The organism is Burkholderia sp. ABCPW 14 (assembly GCF_001523835.1).
Lineage (GTDB): Bacteria > Pseudomonadota > Gammaproteobacteria > Burkholderiales > Burkholderiaceae > Burkholderia > Burkholderia mayonis.
In genome coordinates this window covers 1-21,345 of record NZ_LOVS01000103.1, presented here as the reverse complement: position 1 = coordinate 21,345, position 21,345 = coordinate 1, and the positions used below count along the sequence as shown (strand labels likewise).

Genomic DNA, 21,345 nt, shown 5'->3' with positions numbered 1-21,345 from the left:
GGTCAATCCAACGAACCACGTCGCCGCCATGAAAATACGCCCCGGTCTTCTCGCCGAATTGACGGTGAACCTGCTGCTGCCCTGGGCCGCGTATCGCGCCGCCGTGCCGTATTGGGGCGAGACGGGCGGCCTGATCGCGTCGGCCGTGCCGCCGCTCGTCTGGAGTGGGATCGAGCTCGCGCGCTTCAGGCGGGTCGACGCGCTGTCCGCGCTCGTGCTGCTCGGCATCGCGCTGTCGATCGCCGCCGCGCTCGCGGGCGGCAGCCCGCGCATGCTGCTGATGCGCGAATCGCTCGCCTCCGGTGCGGTCGGCGTCGCGTTCCTCGTGTCGCTCGCGCTGCACAAGCCGCTCGTGTTCCATCTCACGCGGGCGACGGTCGCGCGCGAGGCGCACGACGGCGCCGCGCGAATCGACGAGCTATGGGCGCAACGGCCGGCGTTCGTGTCGTCGATGCGGCTGATGACGCTCGTCTGGGGCACGGGCCTCGTCGCCGAGAACCTGCTGCGCGCGTGGATCACCTGGCATTGGCCGGTCGAGCGCGCGCTCATCGTCGCGCCATTCGTCGGCTACGGCATCTACGGCGCGCTGATGATGTGGACGCTGTGGTATCGGAAGGTGATGCGCACGCATGCGCTCGCCGGCCTGCCGCCGGGCGGCGCGCTCGGCTGAAGCGGCGGGCGCGCCGCCGCTCGCATCGATTGACGGCGCCTAGCGGCGCCGGCGGAAGAACGCGATCGGGCTCGCCGCCGCGCGTGCGCCCCAGCAGGCCCGCGCGCGCGCCGCGAAGTCGAGCACGTCGTTCGACGCGGCCTCCGCGTGCCCTTCGTGCCAGATGCCGGCGAAACGGCTGCCGATCCGATACGGATTCGACCGGCCCGCCAGATAGTCGGCGAAGCCCTGCCGATACGCGCCGTACAGCGTGAGCGGCGGCGCCTGATCGCGCGGCGCGGCGTCGGCCGCGGCGAGCGTCTCGGACATCACCTCGGCGATCAGCGCCGCGCCGTCGATTTCATTCGACTCCTCGACGCTCACGCGCCGGCGCTCGACCTCGACCTCGATGAATCCCATCTGAAGCTCCCTGAATCCGGTTCCTTCCCATTCAGGAGCAATAAGAGTGCCAACCGAACGACGCGCCGCCGATGCCGGCGCGGCAAGCCTGCGTCGGCGCGGCGCCGCGCGGACGGCGCCGACGTTACGGAACATGTAACGTGACGCCGGCCGCGCGGGCCGGGCCGCGCATCGGCTCGTTCCGTCTCATCGGTGAAACGTCGCGTCGCCGCCGTCTTCGTCGCTCGCGAGCCGCGCGCGCAGGAATTCGGGCAAGAGCGGCACGGCCTTCGGCAGCGTGCGCCCTGCGCCGCGGTCCGGCTCGCTAGTTCGCGAGCACCCGCCGCGACAGCGCGTGGCGGCAGCACTCGCAGCGCGCGTCGTCGCCGGCGTGCGCGTCGACCGTCGGCTCGTGCCGCCAGCAGCGCTCGCAGCGCGCGAGGCGCGTGCGCGTCGCCGCGACCGCGATCTCCGCGCCCGCGTCCAGCCTCACGTCGGCAACGATGAAAACCGCGGCCAACGCGGCGCGCAGCGGCGTCAGCGCGTCGAGCATGACGCGCGGCGCACGCACGACGACGTCGGCTTCGTTCGATCGCCCGATCCACCCCGCGCCGCGCGCCTCTTCGCGCGCCTTCGTCAGATGCTGATCTGAACCAGTTGCGGCTGCGCGCGGCGCTGCGGGAACTGCAGGCCGGCCGGTCGCTCGCCGACGCCGCGTTGACATCGGGCTTCTACGATCAAAGCGCGCTCTGCAACCACTTCAAGCGCACGTTCGGCATGACGCCGATGCAATACACGCGCGCGCGCCGGGCAAGCGGGCCGCCGCGCCGCCCGGGATTTGAAGACGAGTGACGGAACCGCAGTGGGCCTGCTGCCTGCTGCCGGCTGCCGGCTGCCGGACGATCGCAACACGAGCGTCGGCGACGACGGCGGCTGCCACCCGCGCGCCGCCGCCGTTGCCGCCGTTGCCGCCGTTTCGCCGTTTCGCCGTTTCGCCGTTTCGCCGTTTCGCCGTGCAAACGCATCGCCCCGTCCATCGACATGAACACGGGCGCCGAACCGAGACAACGCCTCGGCGCGTCGGATCAGCCGTCGCGGAACAGGAAGCTGTACGCGTTCAGCGCGGGCACGCCGCCGAGATGCGCGTACAGCACCTTCGAGCCGGCCGGGAATTCGCCGAGCTTCACCTTCTCGATCATCCCGTGCATCGACTTGCCTTCGTAGACAGGGTCGGTCAGCATGCCTTCGAGCTTCGCGCACAGACGGATCGCATCGAGCGTGCCAGCGTTCGGCAGCCCGTACTCCGGACCGCCGAAGCGCGCGTCGAGCACGACGTCGTCGCCCGTGATGTCGCGGCCGAGCTCGACGCGCTCGGCGGTATTCCTCGCGATCCTGAGGATTTGATCATGCGTCTGCGCGGGCTTCGCCGACGCGTCGATGCCGATCACGCGGTCCGCACGCCCGTCGGCCGCGAAGCCGACGACCATCCCCGCCTGCGTGCTGCCCGTCACCGAGCACACGACGATGTAGTCGAACTTGAAGCCGAGCCCGGCCTCCTGCGCGCGCACCTCCTCCGCGAAGCCGACGAAGCCGAGGCCGCCGAGCGGATGATCGGAGCAGCCGGCCGGAATCGCGTACGGCTTGCCGCCGTTCGCGCGGACATCGGCTAGCGCGTCCTCCCAGCTCTTGCGAAAGCCGATGTCGAAGCCGTCCGGCACGAGGCGCACGTCCGCGCCCATCATCCGCGACATCTGGATGTTGCCGACGCGATCGTAGACGGCATCGTGGTAATTGACCCAGTTCTCCTGCACGAGCACGCACTGCATGCCGAGATGCGCGGCGACCGCCGCGACCTGGCGCGTCTGGTTCGACTGGATGCCGCCGATCGACACGAGCGTGTCGCAGCCCTGCGCGAGCGCTTCCGGAATCAGGTATTCGAGCTTGCGCGTCTTGTTGCCGCCGAACGCGAGGCCACTGTTGCAATCCTCCCGCTTCGCGTACAGCTCGACCTTGCCGCCGAGATGCGCGGAGAGCCGCTTGAGCGGCTGGATCGGCGTCGGGCCGAAAGTCAGCGGGTAACGCGGGAATTTCTGAAGATTCATCGATCGCTCCTGTCATCGAAGATACGGGCGCGCGAACGCATCGGACAACGCGCTGCGCCGCCCGATCGCGATCCGCCGCGACGTCCCATGTTAGAAACGATCGGCGAAAACAGGGTTGCGAATACGCGACCAATAACCTACTTTTATGACGATATATTAGAATTTCAATTAATTTAGTTAGGAACTTATGCCCATGTGCGCAACAAAAAAATTCACGCGGAAGGCCGTCGCCCATCCGGACGGCGCGGACATCGACCGCGTCGATCGCGCGATCCTTCGCGTGCTGCAGCGCGATGCGTCGATCTCGAACGTCGCGCTCGCCGCGAAGGTGAACCTGAGTGCGCCCGCGTGCCTGCGCCGCGTCGAGCGCCTGAAGGAAATGGGCCTGATCCGCGGGATCGTTGCGCTGCTCGCGCCGAAGGCGCTGAACGCGGGGATGCTCGTGATGATCGGCGTCGTGCTCGACCGCTCGACGCCCGATTCGTTCGACGCGTTCGAGCAGGCCGCGCAGAAAGTGTCCGGCTGCATGGAGTGCCATGTCGTGACGGGCGAATTCGACTACATCATGCTGATCCGCACGCGCGACAGCGATACGTTCAACCGGCTGCACGCCGAACAGTTGCTGTACCTGCCCGGCGTGCGGCAGATCCGGACGTTCGTCGTGCTGAAGGAGATTCTGTCGACGACGAGCTTTCCGATTTGAGCGGCGCGACAGCGCTTGCGCGCGGTACGCAATGCGTAATGCGTACTGCACTTGCATGCGACCGCCTCTCCGCCGCCGCGCGCACATCACGCGGCGTCGTATCGCCGCAGTACCGGCGGCTCGTCGAGCACTTCGCCGATCGGCACCGTCCCGCGTTCATTGATTGGCTGACCGCACGCATCGCAGCACGACGACAGCAATGAACCGGCCGGCGAAGATCGATCGGCTCCGGACGTGTCCCATTCCGCCTCGCCGTGCCATCGCGGCTCGACGCAAGTGTCGAACGCCCCGCTCGACACGCCGCATTTTTTCGACGGCGCGAGCGACGTGCGCACGTGCCTCGGCGAGCGGCGGGACACGCTCGCGCGCCTGCGCGACGCACGCCGAGCGCGCGGCCAAACGCCCGTTGCGGCCCCACCGTCCGCCTCTGAGCTCGCCCCTCGTCACACGCCGATTTCCGCTTCCCCGCGCCGACCCGCTATCATGTTCGCCATTCTCGATCGCAAGATCGACCCGACACTCAGTTGGAGACCTCATGGCCTTACCCCAGGACAGCGTCAACATGGCGCTCTTTTGCGACTTCGAGAACATCGCGCTCGGCGTGCGCGACACGAAGTTCGAAAAATTCGACATCAAGCCCGTGCTCGAGAAGCTGCTGCTGAAGGGCAGCATCGTCGTCAAGAAGGCGTACTGCGATTGGGATCGCTACAAGACGTTCAAGGCGGCGATGCACGAAGCGAGCTTCGAGCTGATCGAAATCCCGCACGTGCGGCAGTCGGGCAAGAATTCGGCGGACATCCGGCTCGTCGTCGACGCGCTCGACCTCTGCTACACGAAGGCGCACGTCGACACGTTCGTCATCATCAGCGGCGACTCGGACTTCTCGCCGCTCGTGTCGAAGCTGCGCGAGAACGCGAAGCGCGTGATCGGCGTCGGCGTGAAGAACTCGACGTCGGACCTACTCGTCGCGAACTGCGACGAATTCATCTTCTACGACGACCTCGCGCGCGAGCAGCAGCGCGCGCTCGCGAAGCGCGATGCGCGCACGGCGGGCACGGCCGGCGCGGGCTCGAAGCGCGCGGCCGACGACGACAAGCAGCGCAAGCACGATGGCGACGCGCGCAAGGCCGAGGCGATCTCGCTCGCCGTCGAGACGTTCGACGCGCTCGCGTCGGAGCGCGGCGAGAGCGGCAAGATCTGGGCGTCGGTGCTCAAGAGCGCGATCAAGCGCCGCAAGCCGGACTTCAACGAGTCGTACTACGGCTTCCGCGCGTTCGGCAACCTGCTCGAGGAAGCGCAGGCGCGCGGGCTGCTCGAGATCGGCCGCGACGACAAGTCGGGCACGTTCGTGTTCCGGTCGATCCAGCAGATGGCCGTCGAGGCGGCGAAGCCGGTCGAGGCGGCCGCGGCCGCCGAAGAAAACCACGTCGGCGCGAAACCGTCGGGCAAGAAAGGACACGGCAAGGGCCGCGGCGCGAAGAAGCGCGTGCCGGAGCAGATGCCGCTGATCGTCGAGACGGTCGCGGGCGCGGAAGGCCACGGCGGCATCGAAGCCGATGCCGATATCGTCGACGCGGATGTCGTCGAGGCACGCGAAGCCCGTCGCGCGCGCGCGGCGGACGAAACGCGCGAAGCACATCCGGCCCACGAAGCGCACGACACGCACGCGGCGCGCGAACCGGCTCGCGCGAGCGAGACGGGTGAAGCGCAGGAAGCCGAAGCAACGAAGCCCGCGCGTTCGCGCGCACGCAAGACTGCGGCGAAGAAGAGCAAGCCGCGAGCGGCCGACGCAGCGGAGCGGCAGCACACAGCAGCCGAAGCGGCGCCGGCCGGCGAAGCCGCGGCAGGCGTTGCCGGCGAAACGGCGGCCGAAACGGCGCCGGCGAAGGCTTCGCGCAAATCGCCCGCCCGCGCGCGCCGCCCGCGCAAGACTGCGGCGGCAAGCGACGCCTGAGCGGCGCGACGCGGGCCGCGCGGCTCGCGACGACAGCCTGTCGTCGCCAGGACACTCGCGCGGCCCGAAACCAGCGATGCGTCGTGACGCTTCGTCACCCCCGAGCATCTGGCGCACGCATGAAACGTCCCCGCATCGCCTCGCGCGACGCCTTCGCGCCGCATCGCGTCGAAGATATGACGACGGCATGACGACGCCGTCAGCGCACCTACAACGCCAGCAACGCGTCCGGCCGATCGAGCAACGGCAACCGGCAATGCGCCTGCAACGCCTCCGGCGCGGTGTACCCCCAAGCGACGCCCTTGAACGCGATCCCCGCCTTGTCCGCGGCCTGCGCGTCGCGCACTTCGTCGCCGACGTACAGCACGTCGTCGCGCGCGAATCCGCTGGCGCGCACGAGCGCCTGCAAGCGCCTTGCCTTGCCGAACAGCGAGATCCCGCAGTTGAAATGCCGGATGTGCGCGCACGTCGCCGGCCCCGCGATCGCGCGCACGACGGCCTCCGAATTCGACGTTGCGACGGCGACGTGCGCCCCGCGCCGCGCGAGCGAACGCAGCGCCGCGTCGATGCCCGAAAAGAGTTGCACATCGGCAGCGCGCGCGTGCATCCGCTGCCGCATGTCGGCGGCGATGCGCGGCACCTTCCACGGCGGCACGCCGAGCAACTCGACGATCTCGCGTGCGGACATCCCGCGAACTTGCGGCAGCAGCGCGTCGTCGATCGCGCGAAAGCCGTGCTGCTGCGCGGATTCGGACAGCGCGCGAAGAAAGCACGCGAGCGAATCCGCGAGCGTGCCGTCGAAATCGAAGGCGATGAGCTTGTAGGCCAAGTTTTCCTCGTTGTGCTTATCGTGGCCGAAGGGAAACCGTCAGATCGACAATGCGCGCGATTGTGTCACGAAACGCGCCGACAACGAATTCGCGACGAACGAACCGGACGATTCGAACCATTCGTTCAGCCGCACACGAGCCCCGCGCACCAAACGAACCGGGCGGCGTGCTCGCGCAACGCCGCCCGGACCAGCTCATTCATCGCAAGCTCATTCGTCGCGACCCGCCCCTGAATCGCCGGAGGGGATCGCCGCCGCCGCGTCATGCGGCGCTCGCTCACGCCGTCACGCCCTCCCGCGGCCGCCGGCCGGCCATCGACGCGGCGGCCAGCATGCCGACGCCGAGCGTCGCGAGGCACACGACGGGCACGAGCATCGGCGCGCCCGCGTTGCCCGCGACCTTGCCGACATACGGCATCAGGTTCTGCGCGAAGAAGCCGCCGAGATTGCCGATCGAGTTGATCGCGGCGATGCTCGCGGCAGCGCGCGCACCGGAGAAGAAACGTGGCGGCAGCGACCAGAAGCACGGATACAGGAGCGGGATGCACGCGCCGCCCAGCACGAGCGCGGCGAAACGCAGCGGCAGGCCCGGCAGCGCGAGGCTCAGCGCGAAGCCGGCGACGCCGACGCCCGCGACGACCGCCATCGCCTTCAGCACGATCCGCTCGTGCTTGAGCCGCGCGGGCAGCCACAGCAGCAGCAGCGCCGCGATCGCCCACGGAATCATGTTCAGCAGCCCGTTCGTCGACGGCGGCACGCCGCTGCTCTTCAGCAGCGTCGGCAGCCAGTACGTGACGCCGTAGAGCGACGTCGACATCAGCATGTACGCGAGCGCGAACATCAGCACGCGCGGATCGATCAGCGCGCGCCACGGCGATTCGGACACCGCTTCGGGCGGCGCCTCGCGCTTGAGCGCGGCGAGCACGAGGCGCTTCTCGTCGTCGGACAGGAACGTCGCGCGCTCGACCGACTCGGGCAGGAAGCGCAGCGCGACGAGCGCGACGGCGATGGCCGGCAGCCCCGTCGCGACGAACACCCATTGCCAGCCGGCAAGTCCGAACTGGCCGTCGAGCGACAGCAGCAGCCCGCCCGCGAGCGAGCCGAGCATGTTCGCGAGCGCGCTGCCGAGCGTGAAGAGCCCGAGCACGCGCGTGCGATGGCTCTGCGGGAACCACAGCGTCAGGTAATAGATGACGCCCGGATAGAAGCCCGCCTCGGCGACGCCGAGCATGAAGCGAAACACATAGAAAACGCTCGTCGAATGGGTGAAGCCGAGCAGGACCGTGATCACGCCCCACGTCATCATGATGCGCGCGAGCCAGAGGCGCGCGCCGAACCGATGCAGCGCGAGCGTGCTCGGCACTTCGAACAGCAGGTAGCCGATGAAGAACAGCGACGCGCCGAGCCCGTACGATGTCTCGGTCATCCCGAGCGCGTGCACCATCTGCAGCTTCGCGAAACCGACGTTCTGCCGGTCGATGAACGCGATCAGGAACATGATGACGAGCAGCGGCATCAGCCGCCGCGCGATTTTCGTCATGACCGCCCGCTCGCGGGTTGAGGACTCGTCCACCTGCCGTCTCCTTGCTCATAAATTCATATAGATGATTGGTTGATTAGTTGAGTGTGGCAATGCGTAATTACCCGCGCCGTCCACCTATTGATCCCAGTCATCACCGGGTTTCCACCGATTCGCGTCGCCCCAAGTCATGCAAACATATAGATGAATTCGGAGAAACCATGCACGCCACCGACGACCGACTCCCCCGCTATCAGCGCCTGCGCGACGAACTGGCCGCGCTCATCGCCGCCCGGCATTGGCGGCCGGGCGAAGCGATCCCGACCGAGCAGGCGCTCGCGAAGCGCTACGACGTCGCGGTCGGCACCGTGCGCAAGGCGGTCGACCTGCTCGTCGCCGACGGGATGCTCGAACGCTTCCAGGGGCGCGGCACGTTCGTGCGGCGCGCGAGCTTCGACAACTCGCTGTTCCGCTTCTTCCGCTTCCAGAGCAAGCGAGGCGAGCGCCGGATACCCGAGAGCCGGATCTTGCGCCGCGAGGTCGTCGAAGCGCCGTCGGCCGTCGCCGCCGCGCTGCAGATCCCGGGCCGCGCGTCCGTGATCGAGATGACGCGCCTGCGCCTGATCGACGGCGCGCCGATGCTCGCCGAGGAAATCTGGCTGCCTTACGAAGGCTTCGCCGCGTTCGCGCGACTCGAGCCCGACGCGATCGGCGACCTGCTGTATCCGGTCTACGAAGCGCACTGCAACCAGATCGTCGCGTCGGCGACCGAGACCTTGACGGTCGAGGCGATCGGGCCCGTGCACGCGCGCCTGTTGCGCATCGAGCCGGGCACGCCCGCCGTCGTGATCGAGCGGCTCGCGTACGGCTACGATCGCCGGCCGCTCGAATGGCGGCGCTCGCGCGGCCCCGCGAGCGAGTTCATCTATCAGGCGGAGATCCGCTAGGGTCGGTTCACGCGAGCGCGACCGACCGGCGACCGCCGTGCCGCGAGCAGCGGCAGGCGGCGACCGTCCGGCGCGGAACAGGAGACGACCGTGTTCAAATGGTTCGGCACGATATCGGCCCGCGAACGGCGCACGTTCTGGGCCTGCTTCGGCGGCTGGGCGCTCGATGCGCTCGACGTGCAGATGTTCAGCCTCGTGATTCCCGCGATCATCGCGGAGTGGTCGCTCTCCCGCACGCAGGCGGGCTTCGTCGGCGGCGCGACGCTCGTCGCGTCGGCGATCGGCGGCTGGGCGGCCGGCATGCTGTCCGACCGCTTCGGCCGCGTTCGAACGCTGCAATGGACGATCGCGTTCTTCTCGGTCGGCACGTTCCTCTGCGCGTTCGCGACGAGCTATCCGCAGTTCGTCATCCTGAAGACGCTGCAGGGCCTCGGCTTCGGCGGCGAATGGGCGGCGGGCGCCGTGCTGATGGCGGAAACGATCCGCGCCGAGCATCGCGGCAAGGCGATGGGGACCGTCCAGAGCGCTTGGGCGGTCGGCTGGGCCGCCGCCGTGCTGCTCTATGTGCTCGCGTTCTCGCTGATGCCCGCCGCGCTCGCATGGCGCGTGATGTTCGGCGTCGGTCTGCTGCCCGCGCTGCTGATCGTCTACGTGCGGCGCGGGATCGTCGAGCCTTCGACGGATGCGCCCAAGACGCCGGCCGCATCGCAAGCCGCGGCGGCCGCGCCGCTCGTCGGCATCTTCGCGCGGGAGACGCTGCGGATGACGCTGATCGGCGCGCTGCTCGGCGTCGGCGCGCACGGCGGCTACTACGCGCTGATGACGTGGCTGCCGACCTATCTGAAGGTCGAGCGGCATCTGTCGGTGCTCGGCACGGGCGGCTATCTCGCCGTCATCATCGGCGCCTTCTTCTGCGGCTGCGTCGCGAGCGCGCACCTGCTCGACCGCATCGGACGGCGCAGCACGATCCTCGTGTTCTCCGCGTGCTGCGTCGCGACCGTGATCGCGTATCTGTTCCTGCCGCTCGGCAACGGCGCGATGCTCGTGCTCGGCTTTCCGCTCGGTTTCTTCGCGGCCGGCATCCCGGCGAGCATGGGCGCGCTCTTCAACGAACTCTATCCGCGCGGCACCCGCGGCACGGGCGTCGGCTTTTGCTACAACTTCGGACGCGTCGCATCGGCCGGCTTTCCAGTGCTCGTCGGCCACATGTCGGCCGGCATGCCGCTCGGCACCGCGATCGGCATCGACGCGGCGATCGCGTATTCGATCGTCGCCGCCGCGGTGCTGATGCTGCCCGAGACGCGCGGACGCGCGCTCGACGAAAGCGCCGATATCGATGCGCGCGCGCATCGCATCGCGACGGCGGGTGCGCAGCGTCGTTGATCGTCGTCGCATGGTTTTCAGGTTGTCGTTGTCATTTCATCGAATGAGGAGCATCGAGCGTTGAGCGAGCAGGAGCGGAAAGCGCGCGCGCACGAAGCGCCGGCGCACGACGAGTCCGGCCGCATGACGGCCGTCGACGCGCACGCGCACGTCTTCGAGACAGGACTGCCGCTCGCCGGCCGGCGTCGCTACGCGCCCGGCTACGACGCGCCGCTCGACGCGTACGTTGCGCAGCTCGACGCGCATCGCGTATCGCACGGCGTGCTCGTGCAGCCGAGTTTTCTCGGCAGCGACTGCCGCTACCTGCTGCGCGCGCTCGCGCGACAGCCGGGGCGGCTGCGAGGCATTGCGGTGATCGACGCCGGCTGCGGGCAGGACGCGCTCGACACGCTCGATCGCGCGGGCATCGTCGGCATTCGGCTGAACCTGATCGGACTGCCGGACCCGGCGCTCGACAGCCCCGCGTGGCGCGCAACGCTCGAACGCATCGCAGCGCTGCGATGGCATGTCGAGCTGCATGCGGAAGCGGGACGGCTCGAACGGCTGATGGCGCCGCTGCTCGCGCATGGCGTGGATATCGTCGTCGATCACTTCGGCCGCCCGGATCCGGCGCTCGGCATCGCCGACGCGGGGTTTCGCCATCTGCTGCGCGCGGCCGCGACACGGCGCGTCTGGGTGAAGATTTCGGGCATCTACCGCACCTGGCCGCTCGCGCCCGAAGAAGCGGCGGCCCACGCGCGCGAGGCATTCGACGCGCTCGAAGCCGAATACGGCGCCGAGCGGCTCGTGTGGGGCAGCGACTGGCCGCACACGCAGTTCGAGCGAACCGAGACGTTCGGCCGTGCGTTCGCGCTCGCGCAGCAATGGATGCGCGACGATGCAATGCGGCGCGCGATTCTCGTCGAGACGCCCGCGCGGCGCTTTCGATTCGACGAGGGACGAGCCGCGTAGCCGCGAGCGGTGGTGGCGCGCCGATATGCGGCGGGGGGTGCTGCGAAGCACTGCGGTGCGTCGCGCGCCGGTCATCCGCGCTGCGCCGATCTGGCGGGGCGGCAGCGATGGTGAGGGCATCGCACGCGTCGCCGGCCCGGCCTCGGGCCCCGACCACTGCCTCGTCCTGCCTCGTCACGCCTCGTCACGCCTCGTCACGCCTCGTCACGCCTCGTCACGTCACGTCACGTCACGTCACGTCACGTCACGCCACGCCACGCCACGTCACGTCACGTCACGTCACGTCACGTCACGCCACGCCACGCCACGCCAAGCCACGCCAAGCCAAGCCAAGCCAAGTCAAGCCAAGCGATGATGTCACGCCGCCTTCACATTTATTACATCGGCCATGCGTACTTTTACGGCTTTCCAACGGGAACGACCATGCCACGACCGATTCTTCGCCGCGCCGCCGCGCTCCTGCTGACGCTCGCGGGCGCCACGCTGTTCCACGCCTGCACGAGCAGCATCGACAACCAGCCGGACGCCGCGAGCGCTTCCGCGAACATCCAGGCGGCGTGGGTCGAGATCGGCGACGCCAATCAGGCGATCGCCCGCGTGATCACGAGCTACGCGCCGCCCGCCGCGGCATCGGGCGACCCGGCGCCCGCTGTCTGCCCGCAGTTGAGCGCCGACGGCAAGATCGCGCGGATGACGCTGCGCGCCGCCGCGGGCACCGTCGCGCAACGTCCGACCGCGAGCGATCCGGCCGATTCGAAACCGTCGAGCTTTCCGGTGTCCGTCTGCGAAGCGACGCTGCCCGCGGGCGCGAAGGACGTGACCGTCGCCGGACGGGCGCTGCCGCTGCCGAAGGCCGAGCCGCAGCGCATCGCGATCATCGCCGACACCGGCTGCCGGATGAAGAAGGCCGACAACGCGTTTCAGGCGTGCAGCGACGCGACGGTATGGCCGTTCGCGACGATCGCGTCGAGCGTCGCGCGGTTGAATCCGGATCTCGTGCTTCACGTCGGCGACTATCACTATCGCGAAAACGCGTGCCCGCCCGACATCGCCGGCTGCAAGAACAGCCCGTGGGGCTACGGCTGGGACACGTGGCGCGCGGACCTGTTCGAGCCCGCCGCGCCGCTCCTCGCGAAGGCGCCGTGGGTCGTCGTGCGCGGCAACCATGAGGAATGCGCACGCGCGGGCCAGGGCTGGTATCGCTTCCTCGATCCGCGCCCGTACGCGCACGCGCGCTCGTGCAACGATCCGGCGAACGACGGCAACGCGAACTATTCGGAGCCCTACGCGGTGCCGCTTGGCACCGGCTCGCAGGTGATCGTGTTCGATACCGCGAAGGTCGGCCGCGCGGCGCTCAAGACGACGGACGTGCAATTCCAGATCTATCAGAAGCAGTTCCAGACGGTGGCCGCGCTCGCGAACAAGCCGGGCATGTCGACGACGATCTTCACGAACCATCATCCAATCCTCGCGTTCGCGCCGATCCCGGGCAGCACGCCCGCGCCGGGCAATCTCGCGCTGCAGTCGGTGATGTCGAGCCTCTATGCGCAGGCGTACTACCCGCCCGGCGTGCAGGTCGCGCTGCACGGCCACGTGCACGACTTCCAGGCGATCAACTTCGCGTCCGGACATCCGGCGACGATCGTGTCGGGCAACGGCGGCGACAACCTCGACGTCGCGCTGCCCGATCCGTTCCCGGCGAACCTGACGCCGGCGCCGGGCGTCGTCATCGACAAGCTGTCGCACAACAACAGCTTCGGCTTCCTGATGATGGAGCGGCGTGCGGCGCCCGCGCGCGGCTGGACGTTCAAGGCGTACACGGCAGCGGGCAAGCTGCTCGCGACCTGCGACCAGGCCGGCACGACGCTCACGTGCGACAAGACCGGCTTCGTCGCACCGTGACGGGCGGAACACGGATCAAGCCGGCGCGGCATGCGCCGGCGTTCGCGGAGCGTGCGGGCCGCGCCGCATCGTCGGGCGCGTCGAATGCAGCCGCCGCCGACATGATCGACATGATGGACACGATCGACACGATCGATACGATCGACGCGGCTGCGCCGCGCGCCGGCCGGCTTGATCGCGCGCCGGCGCATCACGTCGCGGCGCGCGCCGAGCGCCGAGCGTCCGCTCGATGCACGCTCGGCATCGCGAGCCGCGCGCTCGCCGATCCACCGTCCGAAGCCGCGCCGGAAACGGACGGTGCAACTCCGCCGCCGTTCGCGCCGCATCGACGCACGACGCAAAGACGCCGCACCATTTCGACAATCGCACACACCGCCTGCGGCGCGCTCTTCGCGTCGATGGCGGCACTCGCACTCGCAGCCGGTCCCGCCGCGACGAGCGCAACGAAGGCGATGAGCACGGCAGGTGCGACGCATACGACGACCACGCCGAACACCGCCCGCGCCACAGCCGAGTCGTCCCGATCGCCGACGACAGTCCTGCTCCCCGGCGCACCGCCGCAGCGCGTCGTCGGCACGATCGGCCGCGGCACGCCGCAGGTCGCGTCGAAGATCGATACGACGACGGCCGTGTTCCGCCCGGACCCGGCGCTCGTCGCGCTCGGCCGGCGCGTGTTCTTCGATCCGCGGCTGTCGGAGCCGCGCGGCACATCGTGCGCGAGCTGCCACGATCCGGGCCGCGCGTTCGCACCCACGCTGTCGCCCGCGGCGCTCGCTGGCCCGCGCGTGCCGCAGGGCAGCCGCCCCGGACACTTCAGCCGGCGCAACGCGCCATCGCTGCTGTACGTGCGCTACGTGCCGCGCCGCCACTTCTACCAGGACGACGACGCGCTCGCGCCCGCGCCGTTCGGCGGCCTGTTCTCGGACGGCCGCGCCGACACGCTCGCCGAGCAGCTGCGCGGCCCGCTCTTCGATCCGGACGAGATGAACAACGCATCGCCCGCGGCGCTCTTGCGCAAGATCGACGGCACCGAGCTCGCCGCGGCGCTCGCCGAGCGCTTCGGCCCGGCGGTCCGGCGCGATCCCGAGCAGACGGTGCGCGCGCTCGGCGACGCGATGCAGGCGTATCTGCAGAGCGACGAAATGGCGCCGTTCTCGTCGCGCTTCGATGCATACGTGACGAAGCGCGCGCCGCTCACGCCGCAGGAATTGCGCGGGCTCGCGCTCTTCAAGAATCCGGACAAGGGCAACTGCATGAGCTGCCATACGCTATCGGATACCGCGAGTCGCCCCGAGCGCTCGCTCTTCACCGACTTCGGCTACGACGCGATCGCGGTGCCGCGCAACCGCGCGCTGCCCGCGAACCGCGACCCGCGCCGCTTCGACAACGGCCTGTGCGACACGGCCGCGAAGCTGCGCTGGCCGGAACCGACGCAATGGTGCGGCTATCTGCGCACGCCGGGGCTGCGCAACGTCGCGATCAAGGCGTCGTTCATGCACAACGGCGTGTTCGACACGCTGCGCGACGCGGTCGCGTTCTACAACACGCGCTCGACCGATCCGAAACGCTGGTATCACGGGCGCGACACGTTCGACGACGTGCCGGCCGCTTATCGCGGCAACATCAACGTGAACTCGACGCCGATGAATCGCCGCCCCGGCACGCCGCCCGCGATGACGGACGCCGATGTCGACGATCTCGTCGCGTTCCTGCGCACGCTGACGGACGAGTGCTACGTCGGACTGATGCCGGCGATGGCGGGCGGCACGGCGGCGCGGCCGTGACGTTCGCCCAATGACAGCCGGCCCGATCCGGCGTGGACCGACCTCTTGGGGCAACGCCGGACGATCGATACACTGTGACGGTCGACGACATTCATCTATGGAATGGGGAACGTCATGCCGAACAAATCCATCGCAGCCCCGGACAGCACCGCGGTGCGAGTCGCTCTGTGGCGGGCCATGCATGTGCAGATCGATCCGCCGCCGCATGTGCTCGAAGACGAGATCGGTCTGCAACTGGCGGCGCCGGATGAGGACTGGCGCGACCGTCCGGACATGGAACCGCAAGCGACCCGCGGCTACCGCGCGGCGATCGTCGGCCGGGCCCGCTTCATCGACGATCTGGTCTGCGAGCAGGCCGAACGCGGCATCGCCCAGTACGTGGTGCTCGGCGCCGGCCTCGACACGTTCGCCCAGCGCAGAACGAAGCTCGCGTCGCGCCTTCGGATATTCGAAGTCGACCAGCCCGGCGCGCAGGCCTGGAAGCGGCAGCGCCTGATCGCACTCGGCTTCGGCATCCCGGAATGGCTGCGGCTCGTGCCGGTCGATTTCGAGGCAGGGGGAGCCTGGCGGGAACGGCTGGAGGCCGACGGCTTCGATGCCGGTCAGCCGGCCGTCGTGTCGTCGACCGGCGTCTCGATGTATCTGACCCGGGATGCGGTCGCCGCCACGCTGCGCGAGATCGCGACGCTCGCCCCGGGCACCACGCTGGCGATGACGTTCCTGCTGCCGCTCGATCTCCTCGATCCCGCCGAGCGCCCGCAGCACCAGGCGGTCTACGAGCGCGCGCGGGCGGCGGGCACCCCGTTCGTCAGCTTCTTCAGCCCGCCCGAGATGCTCGTGCTCGCCCGCGAAGCCGGGTTCCGCGAAATGCGGCACGTGTCCACCGACGATCTCACGCAGCGCTATTTCGCCGGCCGGACTGATGGTCTGCGGCCGTCGAGCGGCGAGGCGTTTCTGGTCGCGATCACTTGAAGACGCGGCCGGAAGCGTGACCGGCGCCGATTGAATACGACTCTCCAGCCGGCAACTCGATCGCGCGCCATTGAACGCAGCTTGGCGGATTATCGGCGCGTGCGCCGCGACGTCAATATCGAGCGTTTTAGGAACGATAGCCGCCGCTCGACAGGGCTCCGGCACACGCCCCTCGCAATTGCCTGATTCACCACTTCGATCCAATCGGTACGACGACCCTCGTTTTAACTGCTTACCGAAAAAGTCGACCGCACGCCCCGGTTCTTTGAAGCCCGCTTCCGACGCCGGCGGTTCTTTTCGATTGTCGCTGGCGCTGCGGCACACATGCGATCGATCAGTCGCGCCCGACGATTGATTTCACTGCCGGCGCGATGTACGACGATCTCGCGTATCGCGCCGAGCCTGATGCGCTGCCCCGCCGCCCCGATTCGAGGCTGCCGCGACGACCGCATCGCGATCCAATCCGCGACAAGCGCGCCGGCCCCGGCATTTCGATCGGAAAGTGCAATTTGTCGCAACAAGCCGGCTTCGATCCGATTCAAATCTGCTCGATTTACCGCGTTGATCGATTTATAAAATCCGGCCCCATCGTCTGGAATCGCATCCATTCGATCAAATCGCCATTTTTCAGCAATGCCTCATTCACGCATGAAAATATGTAAAAAATATACTACGATTTTCATGGCGATGGCTCGACTCGGGAAATCAGAAAACGAAGCACAAATTTATTGCCTCATCAAATATTTGGCGTTGCACCATGCGAGCCGGATCGCCACGCTGTCCATGACGAACAACTAACTTTACATTCAATTAATTTTTATAAAAATTCATAAATTCCAATTCATCGATTACCACTTGGATGATCCGATTTCGCCAATCGGATCACGGCATGCTGCACACTTAAAAAAGGGGAAATCAGCATGACATATCTACGCAAAAACGTCTGGACCTTGGGCGCCGATTGGGCCGATCCCATTCTCTGGTACGCACGCGGCGTAAAAGCGATGCAATCGCGCGCCCTCGACGATCGAAACAGTTGGCGTTTCTACGCGGCCATTCACGGATTCAACGAAGACCTGTGGCGCCGTCTCGGCCACCTGAATTCGCATGACCGGATGCCCAGCTCCGCCGACATTCAGGCTTACTGGAAGCAGTGTCAGCACGGCAGCTGGTACTTCCTGCCCTGGCATCGCGGCTACGTGCTCGCTTTCGAAGCCGTCGTTCGAGACGAGGTCGTCAAGCTGCACGGCCCCAAGGATTGGGCGCTCCCCTACTGGAACTACTTCAAGCCCGGCGAGGACCGTCTGCCCAAAGCCTTTGCGTCGCCCGACTGGCCGGACGGCAAAGGCAACAATCCGCTCTACGTGAAGCAGCGCTACGGCCCGTACAACAACGGCGAGGTCTACGTGCCGATCAACTGGGTCAATCAAAACGCGCTGGCAGATCCCGATTTCGAAGGCGTCGCAAGCGGAGGCGGCCCCGGTTTCGGCGGCGTCGACACGGGCTTCCATCACAGCAAAGGGGTTCACGGCGGTATCGAGACGCAGCCGCACGACGCCGTGCATGGCATCGTCGGCGGAAAAGACACGCATACGCGCCTGCCCGGATTGATGTCCCATCCGGACATCGCAGGACTGGACCCGATTTTCTGGCTTCACCACGCGAATATCGATCGGTTGTGGGAAGTCTGGCGCAGGCATCCCCCCACTCACGTCGATCCGACCAAAGTGAATTGGCTGAAAGGTCCGGCAGCCATCGGCGAGCGGCCTTTCAAAATGCCGATGCCGCACGGAGACAACTGGACCTACACGCCCGGCGAAATGAGCAACCTTTCGAAGCTAGGCTATGCTTACGATGACGTATCGGCGCCGACGAAAACGCCGCTGACGGCCGCACGCCTGAATCGCCTGCGCGCGGATCAGGTCACGGCCGAAACGCTCGAGGAGAACATCGCGTTGACCGACCCCAAGATCGTCGAACTGTTCGGCGCAAGCGACCGGAACCTCGCGGTGAAGGGCGCGGAGGCGCGATCTTCCGTCACGCTCGATGCCGCCGTGCACCGCAAGATAACCGCCAATCTGACGGAGACCGCCGCCGCAACCTCGGCCACGCCCGACCGGGTCTTCCTGAATCTCGAGAATGTCCGCGGCCTCGACGACGCCACGATCCTCAGCGTATACATCAACGTTCCCGAAGGCGAAGATCCCGCCAAATATCCCGACCATCTTGCCGGCAGCGTCGCCCTCTTCGGCGTGAGCAAAGCGACGGTGGGCGAGGAAGGGCACGCGGGCGACGGCCTGACGTTCGTGGTCGAAATCTCGCACGTGATCGATGCGCTGCATCTCGCCGGCGCCTTGCCTCTGTCCAAGCTCGACGTGCGGCTCGTCGCGCTCACGCCGGTGGCGGAAGAATCGCAAGTGAGCATCGGCCGCATCAGCGTGTATCGGCAAAGCACGTGACGCGGGTGCGATGATGAAGCACGCCGGGCAGCGGCTCGACGCGTCGTTCGTCGTATCCGTGTCGATCAGCCTGATCGCCTGGTCCGCGTTGCTCGTCGACGCGGGCGGCCTGATGCCGCCCGCGCTCTGCTCGATCTCGGGAGACTACTGGCGGCTGCCGCTGTCGACATGGCTCCATCTTGCGTTCTTGTCCAGCTCGCCGTCGAAGTTCGCGTCGGATTCGGTGCTGATGGTGGCGGCCATGATGGCGCCGCTCGCCGCATCGCCGCTCCGGCACGTCCTGGACCGCAGTTTCGCGCGACGCCGCATGCGAGCCGCACTCTGCTTCGTTGCCGGTTATGCGGCTGTCTGGACCGCCGCGTGGATCGGCCTGCAGGTCGTCTCGATCGCATTCATCTGGGCCGTGCCGGGACCCCTGACGCGCGTGGGCCTCGGGCTCGCACTGGCGCTGTTTTGGCAGTGTTCGCCCGCCAAGCAATGGTTCCTGAACGTCTGCCACCGCCGGCCGTCCCTCGCGGCGTTCGGCATGGCCGCCGATCGCGATGCGCTGCGTTTCGGCCTGGCAAGCGGCGTCTCTTGCGCCGGGAATTGCTGGGCGTTGATGTTGCTTGCACTGCTGACAGGGCCTGTGCACGTTTTGGCGACCATCGTCGTCATGTGCTTCATCTTCGCCGAAAGGCTCGAACGCCCGGCTCCGCCTGCATGGCGCTCCCGCGGTCCCGGCAAGGCCGTGCGCATCCTTTCGGAGAAAGTGCGCACGAGACTGGCTTTGTTGCGCGCGCCGACGTGAAGTCCGCGGACGACTGACCGGATGCGGCCGCCACGATACATCCCGCTCGTCGAACTGCGCTCGCGCTCTTACCAAAATTTCGTTACCCGGCGAGATGAAATCCTGTGGAGGATCGAAGCGGGATATTGACGACTTTCCTGTCACCCGGTGCCGGATTCATCGAATCCCCTGAACTCCACACGCACAAGAGAACTCGCTCCCGCCAGTCCAAGCGGTTCTGCCCGGCCCTCTCCGGCTACTTCGCAACCGCATCGGCCTCGCTTTGCGCGACGCATATTTCCGGCTCCCGACCACCCATCGCGACCCAGTTCGCACCCCATTTAATACAGTTGCACGCTCGCAAAATACTGGATAAATTAACAGTACTGTATTTATAACCAGCGAGGTGTCAGATGGAGCACCTGGTTCGCATCGTCAACGATACCGACCGTCAAATCCTCGCCTGGCTGCGCAGCCAGGTCGGCGACGAGCGCGTGGAGCGCGCGGCGCAGCGCATGGGGCGTGTCCGCAAGCCGTACCTGTCCGCCATTTGCCGTTATCTGGGCGTCTGGCCGCCGATTTCGCTGCGCTATCCGACACGGCGCACCGAGACCGATCACACGGTCGGCGACCGTTACCTGACGCTGATCCGCCAGCACCTCGCCACACACGCCGCGGGCCGGTAACGGTAAGCATCGCGCCGGGCGCCCGATTACGCGAATGACGTCATTCGGCGCCGAATGACGTCGGCTGGCGTGGCGCAACGTGGCGCCGCGCGACGCAACGTCGCATCGCGCGATTCGATGCGCAATATCAAGGCAAGTCCGTCGCCCGATCGACAGAATGGGCAGATCGCGGCGATAGAAACCTTGTCAGCTCGCCACGCACGAAGTCGTGCGCGCGTCGCGCCTTTCCAAATCGTTTACCCCGCCCACCAAGGCGCCGTCCTGACATCGCTCGCCGCAACACCCTCCAACGCACTTTGCGAGGCCCCGGCATGGCGAAGAAATTCCCGCTGCATCCGAAGCACCCTGAACGCAACTGCTGGGGATGCGACCGATATTGCTCGGTCGACGCGCTGTCTTGTGGCAACGGTTCCGACCGGACGCAGCATCCGATCGAATTGCTTGGCGACGACTGGTACGAATGGGAACAGGAAAACGAAGCGGCTGCCCAGCAACAAAGGCTGGCGCAAACCGTCGCTCGATGACAACGCGTCACGTAACAAAACGCCGCGAACGTGCGGCGTGAAAGCCGGTCGTTCAGCGGATTGATCGCCGGCCCCGGCGAAGCAAGAAAACGCGCGTCTGACAGCGGCGATGCCGGAGCGTGCCGGCCATCGGCTGACTCGAGCGATCGAAGCGAGCGCGGCGACCAACTCGGAGCGGCGCTTGTCGAGCGAACGAACGCCGCATGACCGCGGCAGAATAAATAAGCATGTCGACGGCGCATGCGGCCGAATACGTCTCGCTTATCGTCAGCACCGCGCTCAGCGCAACATTCGAACCATGTGCTGCTCGTCGTAAAACCGATCGCCGACACGCATCGCGCGCCGCTCGACGCCGAACGTCTCGAATCCGAGCGACGCGTACAGCGCTTTCGCGGGCTCATTCTCGATATTCACGCACAGATTGACCTGCGCGATGCCCCAATCGCGCGACACGTGCGTCAACGCCGCGCCGATCAGCCGACGGGCGAGCCCTTTGCCGCGATGCGCGGGCGCGACGAACACCCCCCAAAGCACCGCCTTATGCGCGACTTGCACGAGCGCATCCCTGCGCGCGCCGGCGATCGCGGCCAACTCGCCGTCGGCGGTCAGCGCGCCGAAAACCGCCTGCGTATCCGACGCCCGGAGCCGCGCTTCCACTTCCTCGATCGAACGCGCGGCTTCCTCGGTGTTGATGGCGGCGTAAAACCGCGCTTAAACGGCGGCGCAATGCTGAGTAATTTTCTCAAGTACGCAGGGGCCCTCGGGCCCCTTTGACGTGTTGCGACGGCGGTACCGTTCAGAACGGCGGGTCGG

At 67.4% G+C, this 21,345-nt stretch carries 18 protein-coding genes and 3 pseudogenes; 15 read left to right on the top strand and 6 right to left on the bottom strand.

Annotation, left to right across the window (positions count from 1 at the left end; all coding sequences use genetic code 11):
• Positions 1–28: 28 nt before the first annotated feature.
• The gene (locus tag WS62_RS15880) at positions 29–670 is read left to right on the top strand and encodes a VC0807 family protein (protein ID WP_066572482.1); all 642 of its coding nucleotides are present in this window, start codon (positions 29–31) and stop codon (positions 668–670) included.
• 39 nt (positions 671–709) lie between these two features.
• On the opposite strand, the gene WS62_RS15875 is transcribed toward WS62_RS15880, so the two are convergent.
• Positions 710–1,069 (bottom strand): hypothetical protein, encoded by a 360-nt coding sequence (locus WS62_RS15875; RefSeq protein ID WP_066572392.1) that lies wholly within the window; start codon positions 1,067–1,069, stop codon positions 710–712.
• Positions 1,070–1,373: 304 nt separating this feature from the next.
• Positions 1,374–1,691 (bottom strand): annotated as a pseudogene (locus WS62_RS15870) (isoleucine--tRNA ligase); the annotation flags it as partial.
• Between WS62_RS15870 and WS62_RS15865 the strand changes: the two are divergent.
• Positions 1,691–1,890, top strand: a pseudogene (locus WS62_RS15865) (helix-turn-helix domain-containing protein); the annotation flags it as partial. The pseudogenes WS62_RS15870 and WS62_RS15865 sit on opposite strands and share 1 nt — an antisense overlap.
• Before the next feature lie 243 nt (positions 1,891–2,133).
• On the opposite strand, the gene WS62_RS15855 reads toward WS62_RS15865, so the two are convergent.
• The gene (locus tag WS62_RS15855) at positions 2,134–3,150 is read right to left on the bottom strand and encodes a 1-aminocyclopropane-1-carboxylate deaminase (protein WP_066572381.1); all 1,017 of its coding nucleotides are present in this window, start codon (positions 3,148–3,150) and stop codon (positions 2,134–2,136) included.
• A gap of 193 nt (positions 3,151–3,343) precedes the next feature.
• Between WS62_RS15855 and WS62_RS15850 the strand changes: the two genes are divergently transcribed.
• Together WS62_RS15850 and WS62_RS15840 are read left to right on the top strand one after the other, a co-directional pair.
• Entirely contained in the window at positions 3,344–3,853 is a 510-nt protein-coding gene (locus WS62_RS15850) for an Lrp/AsnC family transcriptional regulator (RefSeq protein WP_066572378.1), read from the top strand.
• 535 nt (positions 3,854–4,388) lie between these two features.
• Positions 4,389–5,807 (top strand): NYN domain-containing protein, encoded by a 1,419-nt coding sequence (locus tag WS62_RS15840; RefSeq protein ID WP_082721002.1) that lies wholly within the window; start codon positions 4,389–4,391, stop codon positions 5,805–5,807.
• A 208-nt stretch (positions 5,808–6,015) separates the two neighbouring features.
• Here WS62_RS15840 and WS62_RS15835 read toward each other — a convergent pair whose 3' ends face one another.
• Entirely contained in the window at positions 6,016–6,636 is a 621-nt protein-coding gene (locus WS62_RS15835) for an HAD hydrolase-like protein (protein WP_066572366.1), read from the bottom strand.
• A gap of 277 nt (positions 6,637–6,913) precedes the next feature.
• Complete coding sequence (locus WS62_RS15830) at positions 6,914–8,176, bottom strand: MFS transporter (protein ID WP_082721001.1); 1,263 nt, start codon at positions 8,174–8,176, stop codon at positions 6,914–6,916.
• A 200-nt stretch (positions 8,177–8,376) separates the two neighbouring features.
• Here WS62_RS15830 and WS62_RS15825 point away from each other — a divergent pair, with 200 nt between their 5' ends.
• From WS62_RS15825 to WS62_RS33865, 11 genes are all read left to right on the top strand, one after another.
• Positions 8,377–9,102: a GntR family transcriptional regulator gene (locus WS62_RS15825; protein WP_066572360.1), complete on the top strand. Its 726-nt coding sequence runs from the start codon at positions 8,377–8,379 to the stop codon at positions 9,100–9,102.
• 90 nt (positions 9,103–9,192) lie between these two features.
• Positions 9,193–10,485 (top strand): MFS transporter, encoded by a 1,293-nt coding sequence (locus tag WS62_RS15820; RefSeq protein ID WP_066572357.1) that lies wholly within the window; start codon positions 9,193–9,195, stop codon positions 10,483–10,485.
• Between the two features lie 60 nt (positions 10,486–10,545).
• Complete coding sequence (locus WS62_RS15815; protein ID WP_066572354.1) at positions 10,546–11,436, top strand: amidohydrolase family protein; 891 nt, start codon at positions 10,546–10,548, stop codon at positions 11,434–11,436.
• 423 nt (positions 11,437–11,859) lie between these two features.
• The gene (locus WS62_RS15810; protein ID WP_066572351.1) at positions 11,860–13,338 is read left to right on the top strand and encodes a metallophosphoesterase family protein; all 1,479 of its coding nucleotides are present in this window, start codon (positions 11,860–11,862) and stop codon (positions 13,336–13,338) included.
• Positions 13,339–13,736: 398 nt separating this feature from the next.
• Entirely contained in the window at positions 13,737–15,122 is a 1,386-nt protein-coding gene (locus tag WS62_RS15805; RefSeq protein ID WP_231748313.1) for a cytochrome-c peroxidase, read from the top strand.
• A 114-nt stretch (positions 15,123–15,236) separates the two neighbouring features.
• The gene (locus WS62_RS15800; protein ID WP_066572477.1) at positions 15,237–16,094 is read left to right on the top strand and encodes a class I SAM-dependent methyltransferase; all 858 of its coding nucleotides are present in this window, start codon (positions 15,237–15,239) and stop codon (positions 16,092–16,094) included.
• A gap of 371 nt (positions 16,095–16,465) precedes the next feature.
• Positions 16,466–16,756 (top strand): hypothetical protein, encoded by a 291-nt coding sequence (locus WS62_RS15795; RefSeq protein ID WP_066572338.1) that lies wholly within the window; start codon positions 16,466–16,468, stop codon positions 16,754–16,756.
• Between the two features lie 258 nt (positions 16,757–17,014).
• Positions 17,015–18,553, top strand: coding sequence for a tyrosinase family protein (locus WS62_RS15790; RefSeq protein WP_066572337.1), 1,539 nt, complete (start codon positions 17,015–17,017; stop codon positions 18,551–18,553).
• A gap of 10 nt (positions 18,554–18,563) precedes the next feature.
• Positions 18,564–19,343 carry a copper chaperone gene (locus WS62_RS15785; RefSeq protein ID WP_231748308.1) on the top strand — a complete coding sequence of 260 codons (780 nt, stop codon included), beginning with the start codon at positions 18,564–18,566 and terminating at the stop codon, positions 19,341–19,343.
• A gap of 392 nt (positions 19,344–19,735) precedes the next feature.
• Positions 19,736–20,008 carry a hypothetical protein gene (locus WS62_RS15780; RefSeq protein ID WP_066572335.1) on the top strand — a complete coding sequence of 91 codons (273 nt, stop codon included), beginning with the start codon at positions 19,736–19,738 and terminating at the stop codon, positions 20,006–20,008.
• A gap of 311 nt (positions 20,009–20,319) precedes the next feature.
• Positions 20,320–20,532 (top strand): DUF3079 domain-containing protein, encoded by a 213-nt coding sequence (locus tag WS62_RS33865; RefSeq protein WP_066491254.1) that lies wholly within the window; start codon positions 20,320–20,322, stop codon positions 20,530–20,532.
• Positions 20,533–20,811: 279 nt separating this feature from the next.
• Here the strand turns inward: WS62_RS33865 and WS62_RS15775 are convergent.
• A pseudogene (locus WS62_RS15775) lies at positions 20,812–21,216 on the bottom strand (GNAT family N-acetyltransferase); the annotation flags it as partial.
• Between the last annotated feature and the right edge of the window lie 129 nt (positions 21,217–21,345).